Origin of the sequence: Bradyrhizobium sp. CCGUVB23, assembly GCF_024199885.1 — a bacterium.
Lineage (GTDB): Bacteria > Pseudomonadota > Alphaproteobacteria > Rhizobiales > Xanthobacteraceae > Bradyrhizobium.
Genome location: NZ_JANADQ010000001.1, coordinates 10,201,944 through 10,227,124, shown reverse-complemented (window position 1 = coordinate 10,227,124; position 25,181 = coordinate 10,201,944). Strand labels below are relative to the sequence as shown.

Annotated in this window: 26 protein-coding genes; 10 read left to right on the top strand and 16 right to left on the bottom strand. The window is 63.9% G+C overall.

The genetic code is table 11. The features are described from left to right. From scpA to NLN62_RS48075, 9 genes are all read right to left on the bottom strand, one after another. On the bottom strand, window positions 1-1,943 hold a 1,943-nt coding region (scpA, locus tag NLN62_RS48115; RefSeq protein ID WP_254113306.1), incomplete at its 3' end, for a methylmalonyl-CoA mutase. After that, complete coding sequence (locus NLN62_RS48110; protein WP_254113305.1) at window positions 1,940-2,173, bottom strand: hypothetical protein; 234 nt, start codon at window positions 2,171-2,173, stop codon at window positions 1,940-1,942. The genes NLN62_RS48110 and scpA, both read right to left, overlap by 4 nt. Next, window positions 2,166-2,630: a GFA family protein gene (locus tag NLN62_RS48105; RefSeq protein ID WP_027528145.1), complete on the bottom strand. Its 465-nt coding sequence runs from the start codon at window positions 2,628-2,630 to the stop codon at window positions 2,166-2,168. The genes NLN62_RS48110 and NLN62_RS48105 overlap by 8 nt, the downstream gene beginning before the upstream one ends. Continuing rightward, a complete protein-coding gene (locus NLN62_RS48100; protein WP_027528144.1) occupies window positions 2,627-4,498 on the bottom strand; it encodes a methylmalonyl-CoA mutase family protein in 1,872 nt (623 codons plus the stop codon). Before NLN62_RS48100 ends, NLN62_RS48105 begins: the two co-directional genes overlap by 4 nt. 88 nt (window positions 4,499-4,586) lie before the next feature. Beyond that, window positions 4,587-5,102, bottom strand: coding sequence for a 2-amino-4-hydroxy-6-hydroxymethyldihydropteridine diphosphokinase (folK, locus tag NLN62_RS48095; RefSeq protein ID WP_254113304.1), 516 nt, complete (start codon window positions 5,100-5,102; stop codon window positions 4,587-4,589). A 127-nt stretch (window positions 5,103-5,229) separates the two neighbouring features. Beyond that, window positions 5,230-5,607 (bottom strand): dihydroneopterin aldolase, encoded by a 378-nt coding sequence (gene folB, locus NLN62_RS48090; RefSeq protein WP_027528142.1) that lies wholly within the window; start codon window positions 5,605-5,607, stop codon window positions 5,230-5,232. Continuing rightward, entirely contained in the window at window positions 5,604-6,452 is an 849-nt protein-coding gene (gene folP, locus NLN62_RS48085; RefSeq protein ID WP_027528141.1) for a dihydropteroate synthase, read from the bottom strand. Before folP ends, folB begins: the two co-directional genes overlap by 4 nt. A gap of 195 nt (window positions 6,453-6,647) precedes the next feature. Next, window positions 6,648-7,055 carry a DUF4332 domain-containing protein gene (locus NLN62_RS48080; RefSeq protein WP_027528140.1) on the bottom strand — a complete coding sequence of 136 codons (408 nt, stop codon included), beginning with the start codon at window positions 7,053-7,055 and terminating at the stop codon, window positions 6,648-6,650. A gap of 26 nt (window positions 7,056-7,081) precedes the next feature. Then, window positions 7,082-7,447, bottom strand: coding sequence for a hypothetical protein (locus tag NLN62_RS48075; RefSeq protein WP_027528139.1), 366 nt, complete (start codon window positions 7,445-7,447; stop codon window positions 7,082-7,084). 331 nt (window positions 7,448-7,778) lie between these two features. Here NLN62_RS48075 and NLN62_RS48070 point away from each other — a divergent pair, with 331 nt between their 5' ends. Together NLN62_RS48070 and NLN62_RS48065 are read left to right on the top strand one after the other, a co-directional pair. Then, complete coding sequence (locus NLN62_RS48070; protein ID WP_027528138.1) at window positions 7,779-9,401, top strand: helicase HerA-like domain-containing protein; 1,623 nt, start codon at window positions 7,779-7,781, stop codon at window positions 9,399-9,401. An 80-nt stretch (window positions 9,402-9,481) separates the two neighbouring features. Then, window positions 9,482-10,876 (top strand): M20/M25/M40 family metallo-hydrolase, encoded by a 1,395-nt coding sequence (locus tag NLN62_RS48065; protein WP_027528137.1) that lies wholly within the window; start codon window positions 9,482-9,484, stop codon window positions 10,874-10,876. A 204-nt stretch (window positions 10,877-11,080) separates the two neighbouring features. Here NLN62_RS48065 and NLN62_RS48060 read toward each other — a convergent pair whose 3' ends face one another. Together NLN62_RS48060 and NLN62_RS48055 are read right to left on the bottom strand one after the other, a co-directional pair. Continuing rightward, window positions 11,081-11,860, bottom strand: a complete 780-nt coding sequence (locus tag NLN62_RS48060) for a class II aldolase/adducin family protein (protein ID WP_027528136.1) — start codon at window positions 11,858-11,860, stop codon at window positions 11,081-11,083. A gap of 180 nt (window positions 11,861-12,040) precedes the next feature. Next, entirely contained in the window at window positions 12,041-13,690 is a 1,650-nt protein-coding gene (locus NLN62_RS48055; protein ID WP_254113303.1) for a glycosyltransferase family 39 protein, read from the bottom strand. A gap of 312 nt (window positions 13,691-14,002) precedes the next feature. On the opposite strand from NLN62_RS48055, the gene NLN62_RS48050 reads away from it, so the two are divergent. Both NLN62_RS48050 and NLN62_RS48045 read left to right on the top strand, forming a co-directional pair. Then, a complete protein-coding gene (locus NLN62_RS48050; RefSeq protein WP_254113302.1) occupies window positions 14,003-14,863 on the top strand; it encodes a DUF308 domain-containing protein in 861 nt (286 codons plus the stop codon). A 9-nt stretch (window positions 14,864-14,872) separates the two neighbouring features. Further along, window positions 14,873-15,286: a MucR family transcriptional regulator gene (locus NLN62_RS48045; RefSeq protein ID WP_027528133.1), complete on the top strand. Its 414-nt coding sequence runs from the start codon at window positions 14,873-14,875 to the stop codon at window positions 15,284-15,286. 7 nt (window positions 15,287-15,293) lie between these two features. Here NLN62_RS48045 and NLN62_RS48040 read toward each other — a convergent pair whose 3' ends face one another. Further along, complete coding sequence (locus tag NLN62_RS48040; protein WP_027528132.1) at window positions 15,294-15,722, bottom strand: SufE family protein; 429 nt, start codon at window positions 15,720-15,722, stop codon at window positions 15,294-15,296. Window positions 15,723-15,790: 68 nt separating this feature from the next. After that, complete coding sequence (locus tag NLN62_RS48035; protein WP_254113301.1) at window positions 15,791-16,225, bottom strand: DUF5330 domain-containing protein; 435 nt, start codon at window positions 16,223-16,225, stop codon at window positions 15,791-15,793. Between the two features lie 386 nt (window positions 16,226-16,611). Between NLN62_RS48035 and NLN62_RS48030 the strand changes: the two genes are divergently transcribed. From NLN62_RS48030 to NLN62_RS48020, 3 genes are read left to right on the top strand one after another with little or no spacing between them, the layout of a single operon-like run. Beyond that, the gene (locus tag NLN62_RS48030; protein ID WP_254113300.1) at window positions 16,612-18,492 is read left to right on the top strand and encodes a PAS domain-containing sensor histidine kinase; all 1,881 of its coding nucleotides are present in this window, start codon (window positions 16,612-16,614) and stop codon (window positions 18,490-18,492) included. Continuing rightward, a complete protein-coding gene (locus tag NLN62_RS48025) occupies window positions 18,485-19,201 on the top strand; it encodes a peptidoglycan-binding domain-containing protein (protein ID WP_254113299.1) in 717 nt (238 codons plus the stop codon). The genes NLN62_RS48030 and NLN62_RS48025 overlap by 8 nt, the downstream gene beginning before the upstream one ends. 59 nt (window positions 19,202-19,260) lie before the next feature. Then, window positions 19,261-19,605, top strand: a complete 345-nt coding sequence (locus NLN62_RS48020) for a DUF1491 family protein (protein WP_027528128.1) — start codon at window positions 19,261-19,263, stop codon at window positions 19,603-19,605. A gap of 90 nt (window positions 19,606-19,695) precedes the next feature. Here NLN62_RS48020 and NLN62_RS48015 read toward each other — a convergent pair whose 3' ends face one another. Further along, window positions 19,696-20,670 carry a DUF2336 domain-containing protein gene (locus tag NLN62_RS48015; RefSeq protein ID WP_027528127.1) on the bottom strand — a complete coding sequence of 325 codons (975 nt, stop codon included), beginning with the start codon at window positions 20,668-20,670 and terminating at the stop codon, window positions 19,696-19,698. A gap of 251 nt (window positions 20,671-20,921) precedes the next feature. Between NLN62_RS48015 and NLN62_RS48010 the strand changes: the two genes are divergently transcribed. The 3 genes from NLN62_RS48010 (at window position 20,922) to NLN62_RS48000 (ending at window position 23,193) form a co-directional block, all read left to right on the top strand. Then, entirely contained in the window at window positions 20,922-21,110 is a 189-nt protein-coding gene (locus NLN62_RS48010; protein WP_027528126.1) for a hypothetical protein, read from the top strand. An 18-nt stretch (window positions 21,111-21,128) separates the two neighbouring features. Next, window positions 21,129-21,890 carry a hypothetical protein gene (locus NLN62_RS48005; RefSeq protein WP_027528125.1) on the top strand — a complete coding sequence of 254 codons (762 nt, stop codon included), beginning with the start codon at window positions 21,129-21,131 and terminating at the stop codon, window positions 21,888-21,890. A 358-nt stretch (window positions 21,891-22,248) separates the two neighbouring features. Then, entirely contained in the window at window positions 22,249-23,193 is a 945-nt protein-coding gene (locus NLN62_RS48000; protein ID WP_254113877.1) for an AraC family transcriptional regulator, read from the top strand. A gap of 387 nt (window positions 23,194-23,580) precedes the next feature. On the opposite strand, the gene NLN62_RS47995 is transcribed toward NLN62_RS48000, so the two are convergent. Both NLN62_RS47995 and NLN62_RS47990 read right to left on the bottom strand, forming a co-directional pair. After that, window positions 23,581-24,174 (bottom strand): hypothetical protein, encoded by a 594-nt coding sequence (locus NLN62_RS47995; RefSeq protein WP_027528123.1) that lies wholly within the window; start codon window positions 24,172-24,174, stop codon window positions 23,581-23,583. Window positions 24,175-24,472: 298 nt separating this feature from the next. Beyond that, complete coding sequence (locus NLN62_RS47990; RefSeq protein WP_254113298.1) at window positions 24,473-25,168, bottom strand: glutathione S-transferase family protein; 696 nt, start codon at window positions 25,166-25,168, stop codon at window positions 24,473-24,475. Between the last annotated feature and the right edge of the window lie 13 nt (window positions 25,169-25,181).

Below are 25,181 nucleotides of genomic sequence, written 5' to 3'. Positions count from 1 at the left end.
GTGAGGTGGGCCGCGGCGAGCGAGGAGACGCCGAGGATGTGCACGTCGTTCTCGACCGCCTGGCGCGCGGCTTCATCGGCGGTCGCAAACAGCGGCCCGATGTCGACGTCGAAGCCGATATCGGCAAAGGCTGAGGCGATCACCTTCTGCCCGCGGTCGTGGCCATCCTGGCCGATCTTGGCGACGAGAATGCGCGGACGGCGGCCTTCCGCCTCCTCGAAGGCGTCGATCAGCGCCTGCACCTGTTCAACCTGGCTGCCCATGGCGGACGCCTCCCGCTTGTAGACGCCGGTGATGGACTTGATCTCGGCACGGTGGCGGCCGAACACCTTTTCCATCGCGTCGGAAATTTCGCCGACCGTTGCTTTCGCGCGCGCCGCGTCGATCGCGAGCGCGAGCAGATTACCGTTGCCTTCGCCCGCCGAGCGCGTCAACGCGGCGAGCGCGGCTTCGACGTCCCTCTGGTTGCGCTCGGATTTGAGCCGCGTCAGCTTGTCGATCTGCAGGCGCCGGACATTGGTGTTGTCAACTTTGAGGATCTCGATCGGCGTTTCGTCCGACGGCTTGTACTTGTTGACGCCGATCACCGCCTGCTTGCCCGCATCGATCCGGGCCTGCGTCTTGGCGGACGCCTCCTCGATGCGCAGTTTCGGCACGCCGGCTTCGATGGCCTTGGCCATGCCGCCGAGCTCCTCGACCTCCTGGATATGGCCCCAGGCCTTGGCGGCGAGGTCACGCGTCAGCCGCTCGACATAATAGGACCCGCCCCAGGGGTCGATGATGCGCGCGGTGCCGCTCTCCTGCTGCAGGAAGAGCTGGGTGTTGCGGGCGATGCGCGCGGAAAAGTCGGTCGGCAGCGCGAGCGCTTCGTCGAGCGCGTTGGTGTGCAGCGACTGGGTGTGGCCTTGTGTCGCCGCCATCGCCTCCACCGTCGTGCGCATGACGTTGTTGAAGACGTCCTGCGCGGTCAGCGACCAGCCGGAGGTCTGGCAATGGGTACGCAGCGAGAGCGAACGCGGATCCCTGGGGTTGAACGGCTTGAGCAGCTTCGCCCAGAGCAGGCGCGCGGCGCGCATCTTGGCGACTTCCATAAAGAAGTTCATGCCTATCGCCCAGAAGAACGACAGGCGCGGCGCGAAGCGGTCGACGTCGAGCCCGGCAGCAAGGCCCGCACGCAGATATTCGACGCCGTCGGCGAGCGTATAGGCAAGCTCGAGATCCTGCGTCGCGCCGGCCTCCTGCATGTGATAGCCGGAGATCGAGATCGAATTGAACTTCGGCATCCTCGAGGAGGTGAAGGCGAAGATGTCGGAGATGATCCTCATCGATGGGCTCGGCGGATAGATGTAGGTGTTGCGCACCATGAATTCTTTTAAGATATCGTTCTGAATGGTGCCGGAGAGTTTTTCCGGCGGCACGCCCTGTTCTTCGGCCGCCACCACGAACAGTGCGAGGATCGGCAGCACCGCGCCGTTCATGGTCATGGACACGCTCATCCGGTCGAGCGGGATGCCGGCAAACAGCGTGCGCATGTCGTAGATGGAATCGATGGCGACACCGGCCATGCCGACGTCGCCGCCGACGCGCGGATGGTCGGAATCATAGCCGCGATGGGTCGCGAGATCGAAGGCGACCGAGAGGCCCTTCTGTCCGGCCGCGAGGTTGCGACGATAGAAGGCGTTGGAATCCTCCGCCGTGGAGAAGCCGGCATACTGCCTGACCGTCCACGGCTGGTTGACATACATGGTCGGGTAGGGGCCGCGCAGGTAGGGCGCGATGCCGGGGTACGTATCGAGGAAGTCGAGGCCGGCGAGATCGGCTTCGCCATAGGCGCTCTTCACCGGTATGCCCTCAGGGGTCAGCCATGGCTCGGCGCTTCCGGTCGGAGCGCCGGTTATGGTCCGCTCGAAGGCGACATCGGCGAAATTGGGAATGCGGCTCATCTCTTGGAGTCCTCAAACCTGCGATGGTGCTCGATCAGCCTTTGCACATTCTTCTTGTAGACCGGATCGTCCAATCGGCTCTCAGTCATCACACCAGTTCCGCTCCAGAGCAGCCGCGCAAGCAGTGTTCCGAGCTTCCATTCCGCCAAACCTAGCAACGTCTCTCCGAACAACCGAAGCATGGTATAGCCTATCAGAGTTGCTGCCTCGACTCTTTCGCTCTCAATCATGATCCGGATGCTGATAGCTGACGATGGTCGCCATCTTCTCCGGCCCGTAATTCTGCTGCGTGGTCTGGCTTGGCAGGTTGGCGATTCCGACGACCCAACCGAGCCGGGATTCAGTTCCGTATTGCCGCGTCGGCACCACGTGATCCGGGCGGTCGAAGGCGCCGGTCATGATCTCGATCCGCTCGCCGTCGATGCGGCCGAAACTCAGCGGCGTGCCGCAAGCCGCGCAATAGCCGCGCTCGGCGATGGTGGAGGAGCGGAAGAACGACGGCTGTCCCTTGGTCCAGGAAAAGTCCGTCCTGTTGATATCGGCGAAGGAGGCGAACGGCGCGCCGCTCGCCTTCTGGCACATCCGGCAGTGGCAGATACTGATTTTGTTCGGCGCGGTCGTGGTCGCAAAGCGTACCGCGCCGCATTGGCAGCCGCCGGTGAGAACGGGTTTTTTCGTCTCGGTCATGCCTGCTCCATCCGTCGATAGGCGTCTTGCAGCATGGCCAGCGCATCGGCACCGGCGAAGATGAATCCGCTGACGCCGGCCGAGCGCAACGCGGTTTCGTTCTCGCCCGGCCGGCCTGCCAGATAGATATGCTTCGTATCAGCGCTTTGCAGGGCCTTGGCCGCAGCTTCTCCATGGGCCGCGTAGACCTTGTCGCTGGAACAAAGGCAGGCGAGCTCGGCGCCCGACGCCTTGAAGGCGGCTGCAAGCTTTGCCGGATCGGCAAAGCCCTCGCTGTCGACCGCCAAGATGCCGCCGGCTTCGAAGAAACTCTTTGCGAAGGTTGCGCGCGCGGTGAAATCGGCCGCCGTGCCGAGATTGGCCAGAAACACCTTTGGTCGCGCGCCGCTTGCCTTCAGCTTTGCGTCGGATTTGTCGCGCAGCGCCTCGAAAGGTTCCGCAAGGCGGATCGGCGCAAGCGGGTCGAATTTGAACTTTTGCTCGCCGTAGGGCGCAAGAGCGACGGGCGTCGCCGGCAGCAGGGCCACGTCGCTCTCTTGCAGGTTCGGAAACTCGCTCGCGCCAGTCAGCACGTCGCGGCGCTTTGCGATGTTGGTCTCGCGCGCCTTGCGCGTTGCGGCGACCTTGCCCTGGATCAGGCCTTGCTGAAGCGTGGCAAAGGCGCCGCCAGCTTTTTCGGTTTCCTGGAACAGCGCCCAGGCGGCCTCGCAAAGCTGCGCCGTGAGCGTCTCGATGCCGCCTGCGCCCGCGGCGGGATCGGCGACCTTTGCGAGATTGCTCTCCTCGATCAGCACGAGCTGCGTGTTGCGCGCCACGCGCCGTGCGAACGGATCGGGCAGGCCGAGCGCCAGCGTGTGCGGCAGCACCGTGATTGCGTTGGCGCCGGCGAGCCCCGCGGCGAATGTCGCCATGGTCGCGCGCAGCATGTTCACGTAGGGGTCGCGCTGCGTCAGCATGCGCCAGGCGGTGTCGGCCGTGATGAACAGCGGCTTCGGCGTCAAGCCGCAAGCCTGCTCGATGCGCGCCCACAATAGCCGCAGCGCGCGGAACTTTGCCATGGTCAGGAATTGGTCGGCGTCGGCCGCAAGCCGCGCATAGACCATGCCTTGGGCCTCCTCGAGCGGAACGCCGACGCCTTCGATCGCGCGCAAATACGCAACGCCGCAGGCGAGCACGAAGGCGAGCTCCTGCACCTCCGATCCGCCGGCATCATGGATCACGCGTCCATCTGCGGAGGCGAACGGTCCCTTGAAGCCGAGCGCTGCGAGGCCCTTGATCCCAGAGGTCACCGCGGGAACGATCTCCTCCCAGGCGTAGGGGCTGTGACCCCAGACCGCGCAGGCCGCGAGTGGATCGAGGCCAAAGCGGATGTCGCAGGCCGCAGGATCGATGCCCTTGCTCTTCACATATTCCGCAACATGGATCGCGGCCATCCGCGATTGCGGGCCGACCTGAAGCTCGATGCCGATGCCGGCATCGAGGTGAACATCCTTCAGAACCTTCGCGACCGCATCCGCCGTCGGTTCCAGGCCAAAGCCATGGCTGCCGTTGCCGCCGGCGAACACCAGCGCCAGACCCGTCGCGCCATTCTCGAGATCCGCGAGCGCCTGCGCGTTTGCCTGCGTTGCATCGGGATGGTCGATCCGCTGCATCACCTCCCAGGGCGCGGCCGCCGCCCGTCCCACCACGGCCGCGACATCCTTCGCGCGCGGGTAGAGCGGATCGATCTTCAAGCCATCATACGTCTTGCCGACGAGCTTTTCGAACGGCGCGCCCTTCAGCACGCCATCGACCAGCTTGCGCCAATCCTCGTAACTCGCCTGCGGGAAATCCGCCGCCAGCGGCAGATCGTCGGTCGCGGAGGTCATTCGGCAGGAAACTCCCGGAAAAATCCGTTTTCGTCGTTTGGGGGCGAAATTGCCACGGCCGGCCGCCCCTGCAAACGGTTGTTTTTGGTTAACCGGTATCCGGAAGCCGCACGATTCCTTGTGCTGAGACGCTGGCGAGGCCGTCGCGAACGCGGGTGCCGCCAATCATGCGGTCGGGCGCGATTTCGGCGAGCGGCACCAGCACGAAGGCGCGCTCGAACAGGCGCGGATGCGGCAGCGTCAGCTCCGGCGTTCGCAAGGACACATCGTCATAGGCGATCAGGTCGAGATCGAGTGTGCGCGGCCCCCAGCGCCGCTCCTTGGCTCGCGTACGGCCAAAGCTCTGCTCGACCTTTTGCAGCACGGATAGCAGCGCAAGCGGATCGAGCGCGGTCTCGATCGCGATGCAGGCGTTGATGAAGGGTGCCTGGTCCTCATCGCCCCAGGGCGGAGTGGAATAGTCGGATGAGCGCGCGAGCAGCTTTGCCAGCGCCATGCCGCAGATGTCCGGGATCGCGTCCTTGAACGTCGCACGGACGTCGCCGACGTTGCCGCCCAGCGCGATTAGCGCGCTAGCGGACCGGATTTGACGTTCGCTCTCCATTTGCCGAGCTTCCTTCTGCGAACGTCAAATCCGGTCCGCCAGCAAACAATAAAGTTGCTAGTGGCCCTTTGATTCTGACATTCGCAAACGTGCCTCCGCGAGGGTGTGCGAATGTAGAATCGGGCCACTAGCCATGAGCCGGGTGCCGCGAGCGCGTCAGCACCACGCCGACGTCATCGAAGATGGCGGCGATCGGCGCATGCGGCTTGTGCACGGTAACCTTCACCGCACGGATGCGCGAAAAATGCGACAGGATGGCATCGGCCACTGCACCGGCCGCGCGCTCCAAGAGCTTGTAGTTGGTGTTCTTGAACGCGGCCGTCGTGGTCGCGACCACGTCGGCATAGGAGACGGTGTCAGCTAGCCGGTCAGTGCGCGAGGATTCCTGGAGGTCGGCGTAGAGCTCGAGGTCGATGACGAAGCGCTGGCCGACCTCGGTCTCATGCTCCATCACGCCGTGGCGGGCATGGATCACGAGGCCGGTGACGAAGATCGTATCGGTCATGGCTTGCTCTCGATGGCGGTGGCGACCCGCAGGGCTTGCAGGGTCTCGGCGACGTCATGGGTGCGGATGATCCGCGCGCCGCGCTGCGCGGCGATGAGATGGGCGGCGATCGAGCCGCCGAGCCGCTGCTGCGGCTCCGACGGAGATACCGATGCGATGAAGCGCTTGCGCGAGGCGCCGACCAGCACCGGCAGCCCGAAGGCACTGAGCTCGTTGAGGCGCGCCAGTGCTGTCATGCTCTGGTCAGGCGTCTTGCCGAAGCCGATGCCGGGGTCGAGCACGATGTAGTCCTCAGGGATGCCTGCCTTCGCCGCGATGTCGAGCGAGCGCTGAAAGAACGCGGTCATGTCCTGCATGATCTCGATGGCAGGGTCGACGCTATCGCGGTTGTGCATCACGATGACGGGGATTTTTTTCGCCGCTACTACCGCCGCCATGCCGGCATCACGCTGCAGGCCCCAGACGTCGTTGGCGATCGCGACGCCCTGGTCCAGTGCGAAGGCCACGACCTCCGACTTCATGCTGTCGATCGAGACCGGCACGCCGAGCGCGACGATGTCGGCGAGGACAGGTTTTAGCCGCCGCAACTCCTCCTCCGCTGTGACCGGCTGGGCGCCCTTGTAGGGCCGGGTGGATTCCGCGCCGATGTCGATGATGTCGGCGCCATCGGCGATCATGGTGCGCGCCCGCGCCAGCGCCTCGTCGGGCGCGATGAATTGCCCACCGTCAGAGAAGGAATCCGGGGTGACGTTGAGCACGCCCATCACGGCCGGGACCGGCCTGGCCAGCAGCGTCTGCAGCCATGGGGCAGTGGACGGGGCAGGGTGCGAGGGCGAGGCGCTCATGCGGTCGCTTTGCGCGGTCGGGAACGGCGAGTCAAGACGGGAAGAGGAGGCGACCGTCATCCTGAGGTGCCGGAGCGAAGCGTTGGCCTCGAAGGATGAACGGCCCTGCTGCTGCATCTCGGCCGTTCATCCTTCGAGGCTCACGCAGCAGCGCAATTGCGCCGCTGCTCTCGCGCCTCAGGATGAAGGAATAAGCTAATACGAAATCTTCGGCGGCAGCTTGCGGGCCTTGGCGATGAGGTCGCCGACGGACTTCTCCGACGGCAGAACGCGGACCAGCTTCCGCTTCTCGTTCACCGCGCGCATGTTCTGCGCCAGCCGCGACGGGTTGCGATAGGCGAGCTCGCGGACGGTGGTGACGCCGGCGGCGCGGACGAGGTTGACCTTGGCCTTGCCCATTCCGGGAATGCGCATGTAGTCGGAGACGTTGGCCCATTCCAGGAGCTGCTGCTCGCTGATGCCGGTCCTGGCGGAGAGCGCCTTGCGACCCTTCAAGGTGCTGGCAGCTTCGAGCAGCGCGACGGTGGTGCGGATGCCCTGCGCCTTCAGCTTGCTGGCGGCGAAGGCCGACAGGCCCTCAATCTCGGAGATGGGATATGTCATGATGCTCGATATGAAGTGCGAAAGCCTCAGGCGAACTGGCTGAGGCCCGGCGTCCCCGCAATGATCTTGCCCATCTGATCCGCTCCGATTTTGTCTCGACCGAAACGAAAAAGTTCACGGGCGATCTTTTGAATGTCGGACATGCCGAGACCAAGGCCCATCAGCCGGGTACCAACGGCCATCAGGCCGCCGCCCATCAGGCGTGACAGACCGCCACCGCTTTGCGACGCGGCAATCGCGGCTTCGGCACCGGGAATGTGGTCGATCAGGGCCTGGACGCCGTCGGAAGGGCCTTCGTTGCGCAGAAAACCCAGGATAATGCCGATGGTTTTTTCAGCGACAGCACTATCGATGCCGGCGTTTGTCGCCAGCCGCCCGATCAGCTCGTCCATCTTGCCTGCCCCTCAGCCGGTTCAAGTCCGGAGTCTTTGCTTCTGAAAATGATCTTGAGCCGGTGCGTTAAGAATTACAAGCGACGAACGCATGAGCGGCGACGAATCGCGCGGGGAGTGTTGCAGCGATGCAAGAGCAAAAGATGGAATCCGCGAAAAATTGCCGCGGTGGGCACTTATCGTTCCGACTTTTGTCGAAGGATTAGGCGTCTCGCCTCCGATAATGTCGCATGTGCGCGCTTCGTGAAATGCGTTGACCCGTTCAATCGGCACCCAACATACGTTAAAGTACGGAACCTGCGATCGCACTCCCGCACCAAGGCAATCAGTAATGGCAGCACAAGACATCAAGCTCGGAGATACCGGCGACAAGATCTTTGTCGGCAAGGGAGATGAGACCGCCTGGCTGACGCTTGCGCTCGCCAACCGCCATGGCCTCGTCACCGGAGCAACCGGAACCGGCAAGACGGTGTCACTGCAAGTGATGGCGGAAGGATTTGCGCGCGCGGGTGTCCCGGTCTTCGCCGCCGATATCAAGGGCGACCTTTCGGGCATCTCCGAAGTGGGAGAGGCCAAGGATTTCATCGTCAAGCGCGCCGCTGACATGGGGCTGACGTTCCAGCCCGACCAGTTCTCGACGGTGTTTTGGGACGTCTTCGGCGAGCAGGGGCATCCCGTGCGCGCGACCGTCACCGAGATGGGCCCGCTTCTCTTGGCCCGCATGCTTGATCTCAACGACGTGCAGGAGGGTGTGCTCAACGTCGCCTTCCGCGTCGCCGACGACAATGGCCTGACCCTGATCGACATGAAGGACCTGCGGGCGTTGCTCGACGCCATCGTGCCCGACACGAGCAAGAAGGGGCCGGATGCCGGGGAAGATCCGCTGGCGCCGATCCGGAAAGCTGCCCAGGGTTTCGGCAACGTCACCAAGGCAACCGTTGGGACCATCCAGCGCCAGCTCCTGGTGTTGGAGAATCAGGGCGGCACGAAATTCTTCGGCGAGCCGGCGCTGACGCTGAAGGACTTCATGAAGACCGACCGCGACGGCCGCGGCATGATCAACATCCTGGTCGCGGACAAGCTGCTGCAGAGCCCACGGCTTTACGCGACATTCCTGTTGTGGATGCTGTCGGAGCTGTTCGAGGAGCTGCCCGAGGCGGGCGATCTGCCCAAGCCGAAGCTGGTGTTCTTCTTCGACGAGGCGCACCTTCTGTTCAACGACGCGCCCAAGGCGCTGATGGACAAGATCGAGCAGGTGGTCCGCCTGATCCGCTCCAAGGGCGTCGGCGTCTACTTCGTCACGCAAAACCCGATCGACGTGCCCGACCGGGTGCTTGGGCAGCTCGGCAACCGCGTGCAGCACGCGCTGCGCGCCTTCACCCCGCGCGACCAGAAGGCGGTCGCCGCCGCGGCGCAGACCTTCCGGCCCAATCCGAAACTCGACACCACCAAGGTGATCATGGAGCTCGGCAAGGGCGAGGCGCTGGTGTCCTTCCTCGAAGGCAACGGCACGCCTTCGATGGTCGAGCGGGTGATGATCCGTCCGCCCTCGGCGCGGATCGGGCCGATCACGCCGGAGGAGCGCAAGGCGATCATGGATGCAAGCCCGGTGAAGGGCAAATACGACACCGCGATCGATGCCGAATCCGCCTATGAGATCCTGCAAAAGCGCATCGCCGGCACGGCGGCGACGGCTGACGGCTCGGCGGGCGGAGGCGGGGGCGGCATCCTCGGCCAGATCGGCTCGATCGTCGGCACCATCTTCGGCACCAACACCGGGCGCGGCCGGCTCACCACCGGTCAGCGTGTCGTACGCGACGTGACGCGCACGGTCACGAATCAGGTGGTCGGCGGCGTTGTCGCCGATCTCGGCAAGTCGGTCGGCGGCCAGCTCGGCGGCTCGGTCGGCCGCGCCCTGGTGCGTGGCGCGCTGGGCGGATTGCTGCGACGCTGACGCACGGGTGTCTGGCTCGAAAGCCGCGGCGGCGCTAAAAGCAGCGCCTTGAGAACCACTGCAAGTCAGGAACGAAAACAATGTCCAATGCACAGCTCCAGTCCGTGCTCGATCACATCGACAAGGATTTCGACAACAGCCTGACGCGCCTGTTCGCGCTGCTGCGGATCAAGTCGATCTCGGCCGACCCGGCCTTTGCCAATGATTGCAAAGCGGCGGCCGAGCATCTCGCCAAGGACATCGCAAGCCTCGGCGTTGCAACGGAGGTCAGGCCGACCGCGGGCCATCCCGCCGTCGTCGGCAAGAGCAAGGCGAGCGGACGTCCGCACGTGCTGTTCTATGGACACTACGACGTGCAGCCGGTCGATCCGCTCGATCTCTGGCACCGTCCGCCATTCGAGCCCGTCGTCACCGATCATGCCGACGGCCGCAAGATCATCGTCGCGCGCGGCGCCGAGGACGACAAGGGGCAGGTGATGACCTTCGTCGAGGCCTGCCGCGCCTGGAAGACCGTGACGGGCTCCCTGCCCATCGACGTCACCTTCCTGATCGAAGGCGAGGAGGAGGTCGGCTCGAAGAACTTCGTGCCGTTCATCGAGGCCAACAAGGACGAGTTCAAGGCCGACTATGTGCTCGTCTGCGATACCGGCATGTGGGATCGCAACACGCCGGCGATCACGACGTCGCTGCGCGGCCTGCTCTATGAAGAGGTGAAGATCACCGCCGCCAACCGCGATCTGCATTCCGGCGTGTTCGGCGGCGCGGCGATGAACCCGATCCGCGTGCTGACGAAGATTTTGGGCGGGCTATTCGACGATGACGGCCGCATCACCATTCCCGGTTTTTATGACGGGGTGAAGGACCTGCCCGCGGATATTCTCGAGCAGTGGAAGAAGCTCAATCTGACGCCGGAGACGTTCCTCAAGCCGATCGGCCTGTCGATCCCGGCCGGCGAAAAGGGACGGCTGCTGATCGAGCAAGCCTCCTCGCGCCCAACCTGCGACGTCAACGGCATCTGGGGCGGCTACATCGGCGAAGGCTCCAAGACGGTGATCCCGTCACATGCCTCCGCGAAAGTCTCGTTCCGCCTGGTCGAAGGGCAGGATCCCGCGAGGATCCGCAAGGCCTTCCGCGACTACGTGTCGGCGCGCATTCCGGGCGACTGCAAGGTCGAGTTCGGCGACCATTCGGCTGCGCCCGCGATCGCGCTCGACTGGAACATGAAGCCGCTCGCCGCCGCCAAGAAGGCACTGACGGACGAATGGGGTAAGGAGACCGTGCTGATGGGCTCGGGCGCCTCGATCCCGATCGTCGCCGACTTCAAGCGCACGCTTGGGCTGGACTCGCTGCTCGTCGGCTTCGGCCTCGACGACGACAACATCCATTCGCCGAATGAAAAGTACGATCTGCAAAGCTTCCAGAAGGGCATTCGCTCCTGGGCCCGCATCCTCGCCGCGCTCGCGGAGGTGAAGTAGGCGCGGGGTGCGTAGGGTGGGCAAAGGCGCGAAGCGCCGTGCCCACCATCTTTCAAAGATTGCGACGGAAGAGGTGGGCACGCTTCGCTTTGCCCACCCTACGAAGTTACGCAAAATAAAAACGCCGCCCTGGATTGGGCGGCGTTTCATTCCAGAACGTGCAGAGGTCGTTCGCAGAAGATCCTACACGAATTTTCGCAAATCTCAAGTCCGGTAGCCCGGATTGACGCGGTCGAGCTTACGCAGCAGAGGCGGCCATACCAGATTGGTGGCGCGCAGCTCGGCGCGATCGCGGTTCGACAACAGCTCGGTGTTCTTCTCGATGGCGATCTCCTCGACCGGATAGACCGGCGTGCCGAGGGCACGCGTACGCACCTGCATCGAGCAGGCGCGCTCGAGATGGTACATGCGCTCGAACGCGGAGGCGACCGAGCGGCCGACCGTGAGCGTGCCGTGGTTGCGCAAGAGCATGTGGTTGTGGTCGCCGAGGTCCTTCTGGAGCCGCGGCCGCTCCTCGTGATCGAGCGCGATGCCTTCATAGTCGTGATAGGCGAGGTCGTGCGTGACGAGCTGCGCGGTCTGGTTCAGCGGCAACAATCCTTCCGCGCTGCTGGAGACCGCGGTGCCGTCGAGCGTGTGGAGGTGCAGCACGCAGATCGCGTCCTCGCGCACCTCATGGATCGCCGAATGGATGGTGAAGCCGGCGGGGTTGATGCTGTACTCGCTCTCGGTGAGCTGGTTGCCGTGCAGGTCGACCTTGACCAGGCTCGATGCGGTGATCTCGTCGAACATCAACCCGTAGGGGTTGATGAGGAAGTGATGCTCGGGGCCGGGCACGCGGGCTGAGATGTGGGTGTCGACCAGGTCGTCCCAGCCGTAGAGGGCGACGAGACGGTAGCAGGCGGCGAGATCGACCCGCTGTTGCCACTCGGCCTCCGTCATGTTCGACGGCGCTTCCTTCAGGCGCGCTTCCGCTGGTGACATGGCAAATCTCTCCGAACCTCGTTGTTGCGGAGCGGGAGCCTAGTCCTGCGAGGAAGTCGCAGCAAGGTAGCTATTGCGCGGCAGTCACGCGTAGCCCGCATGAGCGAAGCGACATGCGGGATTTCCATCCAGGTCCCCTGATATCGCTGCGCTCATCCGGCTACGGGAGATGATCCTGAACTACGGCGCCGGGATCGACAGCAGGCTGGAAATGCTGCGCCCGCGGATGTCGTAGACGCGGGCGAAGACCACGTCGTCGCGCTTGATCTCGACCATGACCGGCGCGGTGAGGCCCTTGCAGTAGAACTCGCCGAGCGTCATGGCGAAGTCTGCGGCATTGGAATCCCAGCCGATGGTGAAATCGGGACCGAGCGCGACCTGCGCGGGCCGCTGCGGGCCGCACACCGCGACCTTCCATTTGCGATTGCGCGGCGGGACTTCCTGCCGCTCGATGAGCTGCTCGCGCAGCTCGTCGGAGGCCTGCTTCAGGGCAAGGCCCCAATAGTCCAGCATGAAGCGGTCGTCGGCGGCGCGCACGGTGCCGGCGATATGGTTGAAGTGGGTGTATTGATAGGGATGCAGCCGGATCATCTCGGCGAGCGGCAGCGCGAGGCCGAAGCAGAAGGTGGCGAGCACGACCGGCTGCCAGGCGCGATGATTGGCCCGCAGACGCTCTATGGTCCAGGCTAAGGCGACGCCGCCCAGGACGGCCATCGGCGGAATGACGAAGACGAAGTGGCGGATGCCGTTGTAGAGCGCGGGCCGCTTCACCATCGCGATCACGAGCGGCAGCGTGGCTGCTAGCGTCAGCATCAACAGGATGGTCTTGCGGCGCGCCGGAACCTCGCGGCGCGGCAGGATGACCAGAGCGCCGACGACGGCGCCGATCATCAGCAACAGCATCACTTCGGGCAATTGCAGCGCGAACAGCGTCGGCAGATAGGACCAGGGCATGTCGGGCACGGACACCAGCGCGCCGTCGAACATCTCCTTCCAGGGCTTCTCGAAGAAATGCGAGAAGTAGGTCAGCGCCTGGAACGGATTGCCGGGCTCCATGATCGACCACGGCCAGATCATGCCCATGATGAGATAGCCGAGCACGAGGCCGGGCAGCAGCACGTAGACGACATGGGCGAAGCGGCGGATCGCTTCGCGGGTGCCTTCGACGCGCAGCTCTTCCAGGAACAGCGGCATGAAGCCGATCATCGCATAGACGAGCGAAAGGCCCCCGAGAATGCGCGTGCCGATCGAGAGGCCCGCGCCGAGGCCGACGATCAGAATCGTGCGCGGCGAGGGCTGCGGATATTCCTCGGCCAGTCGTACCAGGCCGAGCATCAGGATGGTCATCGCCACCGCGAAGGGCGCATCCTTCGGGTTCATGAACATGTGCCCGTAGAAGATCGGGCAGAGCGCGAGCAGCAGGAGTGCTGCGAGGCCGGCAAGCGGTCCGCCGACGCGGCGAGCGAGCCGCCAGGTCACCGCAAGCCCGATCACGCCGACGACGGCGCCGACGAGACGCCGGGTCTCGAACAGCTCGAGCGGCATGACCTTGTGCAGAAGCGCCGCGACCATGTCGAAGCCGCCGCCATACATGTAGAGATTGGCGAAGGAGAGCGCCGCGGTGTCCTTGAAGCCGGACCCGAACATGCGCAGCAGGAGGTCGGCATATTCGGCGTGGGTATAGTCGTCCCAGCCAAGCCCGTAGTCGCGGAAGGTCAGCCCCGCGATGACCGCGACCGCCGCCAGCACCAGCATGGCAAGGTCATCGCATGTCCGCTCAATCGAGCGCCCCAGAGGCGTGTCGATCGCCGAAGTGGTGATGGATGTCATGGCAATCGGTGACCCGGAATCCCCTCTCGGCCGTGCTGGCGCGCACGGCCCTTTTCCCCGGGAACCCTATAGCGCAGTTCCATTTCCAAGTAATTGCGCATTATGGCTAAATTCCTGATGCAACGCAGCAATTTCCGAATCCTGGAGTTTTGATAGAGCTAGCGAGATGTTGCTGAAGGGAATGTGAATAAGTCCCTGATTTCGCTATTTTAAGGAACGGCTAGGGCAATTGGTCGTTGGCGAGGCGTGCGATATGACGGTATCGTGGCGTAGGTGGTGTCGCGCGCTCATGCGCGGCCGGGGGTGAGTTCGATGACGCTGGCATTGCTGATCGCGGGGATTTTCGCCTTTGTGGCGGGTCTCCTCACGGTCCTCTGGGGCATCTCGCTCAAGGAATTCAGTCTCGGCAGTACTCTCATACTCAGCGGGACCATCGGCGTCTGCTCCGGGATGTTACTGATCGGCCTGTATGCCGTCGTGCAGGAGCTGAAGGGCATTGCCCGCCGGCTCGCCGCAACGACGCCACTGTCCGAGGTTCGGGTCAGGCCGGTGCTTCCGCCGGGCCTTGCGACTGCGGGCATGCCTGGGCCGGAAGCGGTTCCGGCCGAGGCCGCCAAGTTCGAGCCGTCGATGCCGGTGTCTCCGGCTGCGCCGCCCCCCTGGCAGGATGAAGCAGCGGCGCGTACGCGCGCCGAAGTGCCGCCGGTGCCGGAAGCGCCTGAAGCACCGCGCCGGCGCAATCTCTTGTTCGCTTCGACCTCGCGCAAGGAGCGCGAGCGCGCTCAGGCCAAGGCTGCGGAGGCCGCACCGGGTGAGGAGCATCCGGCGCCCGTGGCTGCCGAGCCTGCAGAGCCGCCGCCGGCGAGCTTCGAAGATGCCTGGCCGAAGCCCGAACGCATGCGGCCGCCGGAGGCAACTCCGCCGCGCCGCCCGCCGCCCCCGCCGCTTCGTACACCCTCGACCTCTACGGAAGCCGCGCCGCCGCCGGCACCTGAGCCGCGTCCGGCGCCACCGTCCGAGCAGCCGGCTATCACCGTGCTCAAATCGGGCGTCGTCGACGGGATGGCCTATTCACTCTATTCCGACGGCTCGATCGAGGCGCAGATGCCCGAGGGCATGATGCGCTTCGCCTCGATCGACGAGCTGCGCACGCATCTCGACCAGCGGTCCTGAGGTCCATCCGTGTCAGAAGCGGCGGGCAAAAACTTCATCGAGCTGACGGCAAACATCGTCTCGGCGTATCTCAGCAACAATCCGACGCCGGCGGCCGAGATCCCGAACCTGATCAGCCAGGTGCATGGCGCGCTGGTGCGGGTCTCCGCGGGTCGGACCGAACCGCCGCTCGAGCCGGCCAAGCCCGCGGTATCGCTGAAGAAGTCGATCGCGCCGGACTATCTGGTGTGCCTCGAGGACGGCAAGCGCTTCAAGTCGCTGAAGCGCCATCTGCGCACCCAGTACAACATGACGCCGGAACAATATCGCGAGAAATGGGGCCTGCCGGCCGACTATCCCATGGTGGCGCCGAACTACGCGGTGGCGCGGTCGCAACTGGCGAAGAAAATGGGGCTGGGGCAGCAGCAGCGCAAACGCAAATAGCGTTGCGTCACGAGGCCTCGGCGAGCGCCTCGCGCGCATCGGTGCGGATGCGTTCGACCATTGAGCGCAGGCCGTTGGAGCGCTGCGGCGTCAGGTGCTCGCGAAAGCCGAACTCGTCGAACACCACGAGCGCGTCGGTCGCAAGAATCTCCTGCGGTGAGCGGTTGGAATAGAGCGAGAGCAGGATCGCCACCAGCCCGCGCACGATATGGGCGTCGCTATCGCCGCGATACTTCAGGACCGGCGTACCGTTCTCGCGATCGATCCGCTTGGACAGCCAGACCTGGCTGACGCAGCCCTGCACCTTGTTCGCGGCGGAGTGTTCCGCCTCCGGCATCGGTTCCAGGGAACGGCCGAGCTCGATGACGTACCGGTAGCGGTCGTCCCACTCGTCCAGAATCTCGAAATTGTCCCTGATTTCGTCGATCGTTGTCATGATGGCCCGTGTGTGATCTCACGGCCAATATAGGGACGCAAGGATGCGAAATCGATAGGGTTTGGGCCCTAATTCGCCGTTTCCGGCCCGCGCCATTCGAGCGCCAGGTCGTCCTGGGTCAGGGTGTCGCGCTGTGCCGTAGTCGGGTCGAGATCGGCTTCAGCCATGCTGCCGATCGAGCCGGTGTGGTCAGGCGCCTTCTTGTCGCTCTTGTCGTTCTTGCCGTTGGAAATCTGCTCCTTCTTGTCATTGATGATCTGGTAGAGCTTGCGTGCCCCGTCCTGCGCCCGCTGACCGATGATGGTCGCGGCCTGTCCGCCGACCTCACAGGCCGCCGGCTGCCTCTTGCAGAACTGGCTCATGTCGGAGACGGCCGCAGTCGCAGCCGAGACGGCTTCGGCGGCGCCGACCTGCGGCAGCTTCTCCGATTCGGGAGTCTTGTCCCGCGGCAGAAGCACCAGCACCAGCCCGAGCCAGAATGTGATGCGGAGCAGAAAACGCATCGTGCGACCTTGCGTGTTAGATCCAGCCGGCGGCACCCCCGCGGGCCTTCGACCTAGCACCCCTCGATAAATCGCAAGTGATTGCGTTGAGCTTAATTCGGCGAAAATTTGTGTGAGATTTGAACGAATCGAACGGCTCGTAAATTTTCGATTGATGCCGGCTCGCGATCGCCCGTTTGCGCCCTTCCACCAATTCGAAACCATAAGGCGAGGGGGGCGGAAACCCCGCGTTCACCATCCGCGCGAATGAAACCGTCAAATCGCGTAAAATTTCCCACGATCACACGGTGTTCTGCCGCACGCGCCACCGCCTTAGCGTTCGTTTAATGTCACTCTGACACGGTGGCTCAACGATAAGGAGGCGTTCCGGCGCGTCTTTTCGATGCATGAGCCGAAGCGCGAGACCCGTGACAGTTTTGAGTATCATCCGCGATTGTCTCGATGCGCTGTTGCATCCCTCGGCGCGTTTTGACGCGCTGACGCGGGCACGCCATCGGGCTTTCATGGCCCCCAGGCTTCTCGGCAGCCTCGCCGCCTTTGCTGCATTCCCGATCTATCTCGCCATGCGCGGCGCACCCAGCGCGATCGAAGTCGCGGCTTTCGCCTGGCTGATCGCGCCAATCCTTCTGTCGTGGTTCCTTTCGCGCACCGGCCGCTATGAAGGCGCCCATGTGCTGTCGTCGCTGGCGCTCGCCGGACTGATCATGGCCGTGGCGGTAACCACGGGCGGCATCGAATCGTTTGCCGCAGTCTGGCTGGTCGTCGTTCCCTTGGAGGCTGCGCTGTCGGCCTCGCGCCGGGTAGCTGCCTTTGCCTCGGTGCTGGCGCTGTCCTGTGCGGCGCTCTTGATCCTGTCCGGTCATCTCGACTGGTTGCCGCTCGACCAGGCCAATGCGGCCGAACGCGGCATGTTCACCGCATTCGGCGTTGCGTCGGCGACGCTCTATGCGGCGGGTCTCGCTTTCGGCGCTGAATCGCTGGCCCGCACCAGCGTTGCGCTGCTGTCGCGCGAAGAGGAGCGCTACCGACTGCTGGCGCGCAATATGAGCGACGTCATCTCGCGGCATCAGCGCAACGGCGCAGTCCAGTTCATCTCGCCGGCGGTCGAAGCCATGCTCGGCCTGCCGGTCGCCCAGCTCACTGGTCACGGCCTGTTCGACCGCGTCCATGTCGCCGACCGCCCGGCCTACCTCACTGCGCTGTCGGACGCCGCGCGCGGCGACGTGCGCAGCGCCGAATTCCGGCTGCGGCGGGAGATCGGCGGCAGCGAGCGCGGCCAGGTCGATTTCATCTGGGTCGAGATGCGCTGCCGGCCGCTTGACCAGGACTTGGTTGACAAGGACTTGGTCGACCAGGATTTGGGCCGCGGCGTGACGCGCGAACCCGAGGTCGTCGCAGTGATGCGCGACATCACCGATCGCAAGATGCAGGAGCAGGCGCTCGATCAGGCCCGCAGCGCCGCGGAGGCGGCCGATGCCGCCAAGACGCGCTTCCTCGCCACCATGAGCCACGAGCTGCGCACGCCGCTCAACGCCATCATCGGCTTCTCCGAGATGATCGCGCAGGAACAGACCCTGATGTTAGGGGCGGCCCAGCGCAAGGAATACGCAGAGCTCATCAACGCTTCCGGCCAGCATCTGTTGTCGGTCGTCAACGGCATCCTCGACATGTCGAAGATGGAATCCGGCAAGTTCGAGATTTCGCCGGAACCGTTCGCGCCGCGCGCTGCGTTGTTGCATTGCTGCAATCTGCTCGCGCTGAAGGCGCGCGAGAACGGCATCGATCTCATCACCGATGCGCCGCAGGATCTGCCGGTGATGATCGGCGATCCGCGCGCCTTCAAGCAGATCGTGCTCAACCTCGTTTCGAACGCGATCAAGTTCACCGAGCGCGGAGGGCAGGTCACTGTTGCCGCCACGGTTTCGCCATCGCACCTCTTCCTTCGCATCAGTGACACCGGAGTCGGCATCGCGCCCGACGACTTGAAACGGATTGGCGCGCCGTTCTTCCAGGCCGGCAAGACCTATCAGCGTCGCCACGAAGGCACGGGTCTCGGATTGTCGATCGTGAAGAGCATCGTCGCCTTGCATCTCGGCGAGTTGACGATACAAAGCAAGCTCGGAGAGGGGACGGCCGTCACCATCAAGTTGCCGCTCGCCTGCGCGCCGTCACAAGGACGGCAAGCCGAAAGCAAGATTGCGACGCTGATGCCGCCGCCGCGCCATGATGTTCAGGACCAACCGGCTTTGGTGAAGAAAAGTGCCTAGAAAGTCTGCAAGGGACGAGGATGCTCCGCGCCGCCGTGGCGCCAAGGCGGCGGTCGTCGACGTCGAGACCGAGCGCAATCTCGCGATGCGGATCCTGCTGCACAGCCCCAAGGATACGCTCGCCGGCCTCGTGGCCTTTGCCGCGGTCAGTGCCATCGTCGCCAACGCGCTGTTCCTGCAAACCGGCCGCCATCCGGCTCCGATGTTCGGCACCGTGATCAATTTGCCGGCGCCGTCGGCCGCTGCATTGTCGAACCCGTTGCCGCGGCCGCGCCCGCTCGCGGCCGATTCACTGCCGCTCGAGCCGAAGCCGATGGAGTTCCGGGTCGCTGAGCCCAAGGCGGCAGAGAAGCCGCCGGCGCCCGAGAAGGCACCCGAGGCAACGGCCTCGACCTCGAGGTCTGCCGATCCTCTGACCAATCTCGTCAAGGCCACGGCGACGACGTCTCCGTCGCAGTCCGTCGTCGTCGCGCGACCGCCGGCGCCGATCCCGGCGCAGCAGAGCCCCGCAATGCGCCGCGTCGCCGCCGTGCAGCGCGCGCTCTCCGAATATGGCTACGGGCAATTGAAGGTGACCGGCTCGATCTCCGGCGAAACCCAGGCCGCGATCCAGAAATTCGAACGCGAGCACAAGATGCCGGTGACCGGTCAGGTGTCCGACCGGCTGTTGCGCGAGCTCGCGGCGGTGATCGGACATCCGGTCGAATAATCGCCGTCGCTTGCCGCTGACACTGGTGCTGCTTCCGCGGCTGGCCTATCGTCCTGTCCATGCGATTGAAATCGAACATATGGGTGGCAGCGTACTTGCGCCGCTGCCAGACCGAGGGCGTGTTCGGCGCGGTACGCCGGCGCGGCGCCGAGGAGGCCGGCGCGGTGTTCGTCAAGGTGTCGCTGCTTGACGGCAATGCGATGCTGTACGTGCCCGCGCCCCAGACCGTTTACCACGATGGCCGGCCGGTCGACCGCTTCTTCGTGCCGATGGCGCCGCAGCCTTTGCCGGAGCCTGCGGTCGAGGAACGGATCACCAAGGAAATCCGCTTCGATCCCGACGCCTGGATCGTCGAGACGGAGGATCGCGCCGGGCGGCATTTCCTGGAACTGGCGCGCGCGTGAAGATTAGAGTGTGACGACAGCCGGGGGTCACCTCTCCCTATGGGAGAGGTGACCCCCGGCTCGTACTGATTCAACCTAACCCGTCCCTCGCTAGCGCTCCGATCCGCCGGTGCCTGTCCGCATCGGCGGGATCGCGCCGGGCTGCACCGCGGGCCGCGGCTGGCTCGCGCCGCTGCGCGCACGCTGGCGTTCGCCGTCGTAGAGTGACGACTGATATTTTGCCCGCGTCACCGCGAGCGTCGAGCCGCGCCAGGCGGCGAGCATCACAAGTGCCGAGCGATCGCTGAGGCGGTCATAGAGCCGCGACAGCCGGTAGACGGTATTCACCGAGGTCCCGATCTCCGGCTTGAAGAACAGGAGGATGCGCTGGAAGTTGGGGCTCGGCATGTCGAGCGCGCGCGCGGCGACCGCAAGCGCTTCCCCGCCGGCATCATCCACGATCTGCGCGGCAACGCGCGAGGGCAGGATCAGGCTCTCGCCGAGTTCCAGCGTGAAGCTCTCGGTGTCCTCGGCATAGGCCGCCCACTCCAGCGTCTGGATGGCGCGCGTGGCGCGGGCGGTCGGAATGCGGGGCGCAGCCTTCAGGGGAGTCTGCGCGAGATTGTGCAGGATCAGTGCGCGCTCCGAGGCCGTGGCGCGGAAGAACATGTCGTGGATCTCGGCGGCGTCCTTTGGTTGCATCGCCATGTTCGCGGACATCCGCAGCTCCGCATCGGTCGGCAGGCGGGGGGGCGCGGACGCGGCGGGCGGGGCGGGGATTTCGCGCGCCAGCGGAATCCGCCGGCCCTCATCCGCGGGCAGGAGCCCAAGCTTCTGCATGATCTGGGCGGGTGTTGCCGGATAGATCGCAAGACGGGCCTTGACCGCGGCGCGCGTCGCATCGTCGACCTGGTCGATCAGCCGCGAGGCGAGCTCGACGAATTGCCGCTCCTCGTCGCCGCTATGGCTCTTCGCCTGCACATAAAGGTCGGTCAGCACGCGCAGGAGCGTGGGGCGAATATCGACGCCTTCGCGACGGGAGAGGGTGATGAGCCCGTCGAATGCTGGAAATAGCGGCTTGGTCATGAGGCGTACGCAACTCGAGAAAAATCGTCCGCGTCAGCCTATCGCGGGTTGTTTTAAAGGCTCGTTAAGGAAAACGAGGTGTGAACCGGTGCTGCAGTTTCAGCAGTTGTCGTGCCGCAACGGGACGGCGCGTCTGACCCGTGCGGTTACGGTCCGGCCGGCACGTTTACACCCCGTTAACCATGTGCTGATCTTAATGGCACCCATGTTGTGAGGACCGTTCGGTCGCGCGGCAATAGAAGAGAGCTGACATGGGGACCATCATTGAATTTCCGGCCGATCGCCGGCTGGGCTCATCAGGGGATGTCGCTCCGCTCGCAGAGATGGGGACGGTGTTGATCCTTCCCGTGATCCGCATCGAGCGTGAATCGGACGAGACCACCGGCGGTCGTGGGCCGGAAGAGGGCACTGCGCCGGGGCGCCGCCGCCGGCGTCGCTAATCATCCGGCTGTCGTGCAATGCCGGACCCACACCACAAGATCCGGTGTTTCGCGTCGGCCCTGCTGCTCGCGCTGACCGGCGCGACGCTCGGCGCCTGTAGCGGCGGCGATTTCGGCCGCACCCGCGAAGACATGCGCAGCGACGACATGCACCGTTGGCTGGGTGCCGAGGTGACGGGCAGCCTTGGTCTCAAGGCTTCGCAATTCCAGCTCACCGACGAGGAGCGCCAGCTTCGCGACCTCGCCTATCCCATGATCGAGCCGCCGTTGTCCCGTCCCGCCTGGAAGAGCGTGTTCGGCGACTACAAGGCGCTGCCCTCGCCCTGGCAGCAGAAGGTGGTGTTCGACCGCACCATGTACGGCCGCACCCTGATCGACGAGCCACACCGCTCGCATTCCTCGCGCTATGCGCAGCTCATCGATGACGTGCGCAATGACATCACGCGTTTCGAGCCGTTCTTCGCCAGTGCGATCCGCGTCATCGATCTCGACAAGAAGCGCAATGCCAGCATGGCGCGCGTCTCCGAACTGTCGCCAAGAGAGAAGGCGGACGCGGTCGCGCGCATGCAGGAGAACTCGCTGATCGTCCAGTGGGTGCAGCAATGCCTGGAGCAGCGCGTCTCGTCCTATCGCTGGGCGCTGGAGCGGCTGGTGATCCAGGCGCCCGACGGCATGGCGGCGGATGCCGACCGCCTGATCGGCGAACTCGCCGCGCAGACCGCCAATCCGCCGGTCGCCGCCCAGCCGCCCTACGGCCGCGCAGTGGCCGTGCGCGGCTGACCAGGTCGTGCACCGTGATCGGGGTGCTGGGTCAAGCCTGATGTCTGCTTATCCGCCAATAGCGGTACGATAGCGGACATCGCCGGAGGTCACAGAAAGGCCATCGGCAGAAGTCGGCATTGGTGTCGCAGAAGGCCCGGCTGTCGACGCAAACCGGCTCATTCTGAAAACGCCTAAGAGGCGCAATCTGAGATTTGTGGGCCACCTTAGAGCTACCGCTTCGCCTCACAATAAAGTGCGGTTTACGTCTCCCTAATTCTAGACCTCCGCACTGGGATACCGGATAATGACCGCGGACCTCACGGGCTGCCGTGGGAATGCGCTGCCAGGCCAAATCTTGCAGACAAGGCCCCTCCATATGAAGCCGACGGGTTTCTACGGTCAGAATGCCAGGCAGTACTTCGACCTCGAGCATGAACCGCTGTCGTTGATTACGCGTTCGCTGCGCAACGCCGATATCGCCGTCACTGAAGTCCGGGATGATGCCCCGACGCGGAGTCTTTCCGGCGGGATGGTCCTTGAGGATTCCTATGTTGTCAGCCTGATACTTAGCGATTATCCGGATTGCGAGCAGCGGGAACTCGGCACGCCTGCCGTCAAGAACAACATCCATGCGGGCGCAACCTACCTGTACGACATGAAGAAGAATCCGAGATTCGTGATCGACAAGCCATGCCACTCCCTCCATTTCTATCTTCCGCGCTCGGCGCTCGACGGCATCGCTGAGCAGTCCGGCGCACCGCGTGTTGGTGAACTCCCCTCTCAACTTGGCGCCGGCCATGACGACCCGGTCATCCGTCATATCGGTGGAGCGCTCCTGCAAGCGCTGCGTCAGCCGGCTGAGATCAACCGGCTCTTCATCGATTACACGATGCTCGCATTTACCGCGCACGTCGCGCAAACCTATGGGGGGCTGCGAACCATCCGCACGCTGGCCCGCGGCGGTCTCGCCCCATGGCAGGCCAAACAAGCCTGTGAAAAGCTTGACGCCGATCTCGGAGGTACTCTTTCATTACAACAGATCGCAGCCAAGTTTGGCCTGTCGGTCAGCCATTTTTCGCGCGCGTTTCGCGCCTCAACCGGCCTGCCGCCGCACCAATGGCTGCTTCGCCAGCGCGTGAAAGCGGCCCAGAAGCTGATGACCGTGCCTGACTTGCCGCTGGCCGAGATTGCGATATCAGCCGGATTCGCCAATCAGAGCCACATGACAAAGGTCTTTTCGGCCTTGGTCGGCGTGGGCCCGGCGACATGGCGTCGCGAGGTGCTCGGTGTCAGGGACAGCGTGGCACGACCGTCCGGCTAGTGGCAGGGAGGTGGCAGCGACGCGGCGGCCGAGTCAGCTCAGGGTCATCCGCGACTGAGCCGGGCAGTGCTCGCTATCAATCAATGTCCGCTTCGGTCCCGATAACGCCCGCATTTGTGCAGAAGCAGCAAATGACGCGAGGGGCCAGAGGCGGTCATGCGCTAGCCGCCGCGCGGGGGCTCATTCGGGCAACCCCGCTTTACTCAGGCCCTCAATCAACAGCTTCGCCTTTGATTGCCCGCCGGTGTGTGCAATGCAATCGGGGTTGGGGCATTCTTGACCGAGCCAGTCGGTCCTGCCTGCCAATTGATGTCCGCTTTTACCTTGAAGCGAGCTGATTATTGCACGCACGCGAAATGACGCGAAGGGCCAGATCCGGACACGTGCTTATGGGCCCTGTACCATCATGGTCGGCTTCTCCAGCAGGGAAAAGTCCGAGCCCTCGCAGCTAACATATGGGTTGGTAGGGGCAAACATGCCGAGCGGATTGTCCTTGAACAACCAGGCATGCAGATCATAATGCACAAACTCCTTCGGAATGAGCGGTTCGTGTCCCTCCATTGGGCCCATGAAGGGTTGGCCGAAGAGAGAGGGCCGCTGCTTGGCGTCTGCCGTTAAAGGCACAAGCCACTCAACAGCCACCAGCTTCAGTTCCTTGCCTACGGGCTCGTAGATCAGAACATTGGGCTTCATCGGATCAGGAGCGCCTTGTACCGTGAGATTGACAAAGTGTACGCCCATGGCGCCTTTGGGATATTCCATGTGATGAGGTATTTTCTCGCCAGAATAGTGTACACAGCCCACAGTCGACAGGTAGAGGTCACGCACGGCTACTCTATAATCCTGGTATTTTTCCAGCGACTTGCGCAACGCATCGAGCTGAGCTTTGTAGGGCTCCTCCGCTGCGACGGGCCTGAGTGCTGCACCGATAAAGATAAAGCTTAGCGCGGCGACGAAAATAGAACGCGCAAGTTTGCTCATGTTTTCCTCCCAGCGTCTCATCAAAGCGGCGTGCTGTCGGCAGAACAGAAACAATTCCTCTTTCGTCTCAGCCAAGACTGAAACCGATCGCCGCCGATACATTGTCTTTTCTGGTTCGTCCACGTTCCAAAGATTGAGGTCGCCGACCTGTGGGGCTACTACAATCCGGAAGAATTGGCCGCGCGACACGAGAAATGCTTGTAAATCGGCGCCGAAGCATGACCCCTCCAACGTCAAGTGGATCATCGACTTATCGTACCGATCGGCATCGAGAACCCCACGCCGATTAACAGCTTTGTTATTTCTTCTGCGATTTCACATAGGCGATATAGCCGCGTACGTCGGCCGCAGGTTCCGAATAGGCCTTGCCCAGAGATTTCTCCATCGCTGCCATGTAGGTTGTGGCCCAAGAAGGCAGCGGATAATCGACCACTGCAAGAAACTCGAGGGTCGCTGCGAGTCGGATATCGGCGATCGAGGGCGCGGCGCCGCCGATGAACGGCTTTCCATCCATAAAGAACTTGTGAAACACCTCGAGCGGCTCGGCAACCGCGGCAATCGCGGCCTTCTGTGCCGCCTCCTTCGCGGACGCATCGGCGTCGCTTGCGCCCACTTCACCCGGATACTGCGGGAAGCCGAGTGCCGGATAGGTAGCTCGCGCGACCAGGGGATAGAGCGTGCCGATGAGATAAAACATGGCGCTGTCGACCATGGCGCGCTGCTCGGCGGTCTTCGAATACAATGTGGTGATCTCATGCTTGTTGCAGAGATACTGCATGATGGCGCAGCTCTCCCACATTCCGCCCTTCGGCAATTCCTTCGTCTCCAGCATCGGCGTCATGTGTGCGGGGTTTTTCTGCAGGAATTCCGGCGTACGTGTCTTGCCGTAAACATCCTCTTCCGTGAACTCCAGATCGGCTGCACGGACAAAGACGCGCACTGCCATGTTGTTTACACTCGGCTTCAGCACGTTCAGGTTCATGGCCTCCTCCATTTGCAATCTCGGC

What these genes read in the sequence shown, in the direction of transcription:
- NLN62_RS48030 (WP_254113300.1), top strand. Translation starts at nt 16,612, where the DNA reads ATGAGCCGAAGCGCGAGACCCGTGACAGTTTTGAGTATCATCCGCGAT.
- NLN62_RS48105 (WP_027528145.1), bottom strand. Translation starts at nt 2,630, where the DNA reads ATGACCGAGACGAAAAAACCCGTTCTCACCGGCGGCTGCCAATGCGGC.
- NLN62_RS47995 (WP_027528123.1), bottom strand. Translation starts at nt 24,174, where the DNA reads ATGAGCAAACTTGCGCGTTCTATTTTCGTCGCCGCGCTAAGCTTTATC.
- NLN62_RS48065 (WP_027528137.1), top strand. Translation starts at nt 9,482, where the DNA reads ATGTCCAATGCACAGCTCCAGTCCGTGCTCGATCACATCGACAAGGAT.
- NLN62_RS48075 (WP_027528139.1), bottom strand. Translation starts at nt 7,447, where the DNA reads ATGGACGAGCTGATCGGGCGGCTGGCGACAAACGCCGGCATCGATAGT.
- NLN62_RS48110 (WP_254113305.1), bottom strand. Translation starts at nt 2,173, where the DNA reads ATGATTGAGAGCGAAAGAGTCGAGGCAGCAACTCTGATAGGCTATACC.
- NLN62_RS47990 (WP_254113298.1), bottom strand. Translation starts at nt 25,168, where the DNA reads ATGGAGGAGGCCATGAACCTGAACGTGCTGAAGCCGAGTGTAAACAAC.
- NLN62_RS48050 (WP_254113302.1), top strand. Translation starts at nt 14,003, where the DNA reads ATGACGCTGGCATTGCTGATCGCGGGGATTTTCGCCTTTGTGGCGGGT.
- folP (WP_027528141.1), bottom strand. Translation starts at nt 6,452, where the DNA reads ATGAGCGCCTCGCCCTCGCACCCTGCCCCGTCCACTGCCCCATGGCTG.
- NLN62_RS48070 (WP_027528138.1), top strand. Translation starts at nt 7,779, where the DNA reads ATGGCAGCACAAGACATCAAGCTCGGAGATACCGGCGACAAGATCTTT.
- folK (WP_254113304.1), bottom strand. Translation starts at nt 5,102, where the DNA reads ATGGAGAGCGAACGTCAAATCCGGTCCGCTAGCGCGCTAATCGCGCTG.
- NLN62_RS48040 (WP_027528132.1), bottom strand. Translation starts at nt 15,722, where the DNA reads ATGACAACGATCGACGAAATCAGGGACAATTTCGAGATTCTGGACGAG.
- NLN62_RS48010 (WP_027528126.1), top strand. Translation starts at nt 20,922, where the DNA reads ATGGGGACCATCATTGAATTTCCGGCCGATCGCCGGCTGGGCTCATCA.
- NLN62_RS48000 (WP_254113877.1), top strand. Translation starts at nt 22,249, where the DNA reads ATGAAGCCGACGGGTTTCTACGGTCAGAATGCCAGGCAGTACTTCGAC.
- NLN62_RS48035 (WP_254113301.1), bottom strand. Translation starts at nt 16,225, where the DNA reads ATGCGTTTTCTGCTCCGCATCACATTCTGGCTCGGGCTGGTGCTGGTG.
- NLN62_RS48055 (WP_254113303.1), bottom strand. Translation starts at nt 13,690, where the DNA reads ATGACATCCATCACCACTTCGGCGATCGACACGCCTCTGGGGCGCTCG.
- NLN62_RS48080 (WP_027528140.1), bottom strand. Translation starts at nt 7,055, where the DNA reads ATGACATATCCCATCTCCGAGATTGAGGGCCTGTCGGCCTTCGCCGCC.
- NLN62_RS48015 (WP_027528127.1), bottom strand. Translation starts at nt 20,670, where the DNA reads ATGACCAAGCCGCTATTTCCAGCATTCGACGGGCTCATCACCCTCTCC.
- folB (WP_027528142.1), bottom strand. Translation starts at nt 5,607, where the DNA reads ATGACCGATACGATCTTCGTCACCGGCCTCGTGATCCATGCCCGCCAC.
- NLN62_RS48020 (WP_027528128.1), top strand. Translation starts at nt 19,261, where the DNA reads ATGCGATTGAAATCGAACATATGGGTGGCAGCGTACTTGCGCCGCTGC.
- NLN62_RS48060 (WP_027528136.1), bottom strand. Translation starts at nt 11,860, where the DNA reads ATGTCACCAGCGGAAGCGCGCCTGAAGGAAGCGCCGTCGAACATGACG.
- NLN62_RS48005 (WP_027528125.1), top strand. Translation starts at nt 21,129, where the DNA reads ATGCCGGACCCACACCACAAGATCCGGTGTTTCGCGTCGGCCCTGCTG.
- NLN62_RS48100 (WP_027528144.1), bottom strand. Translation starts at nt 4,498, where the DNA reads ATGACCTCCGCGACCGACGATCTGCCGCTGGCGGCGGATTTCCCGCAG.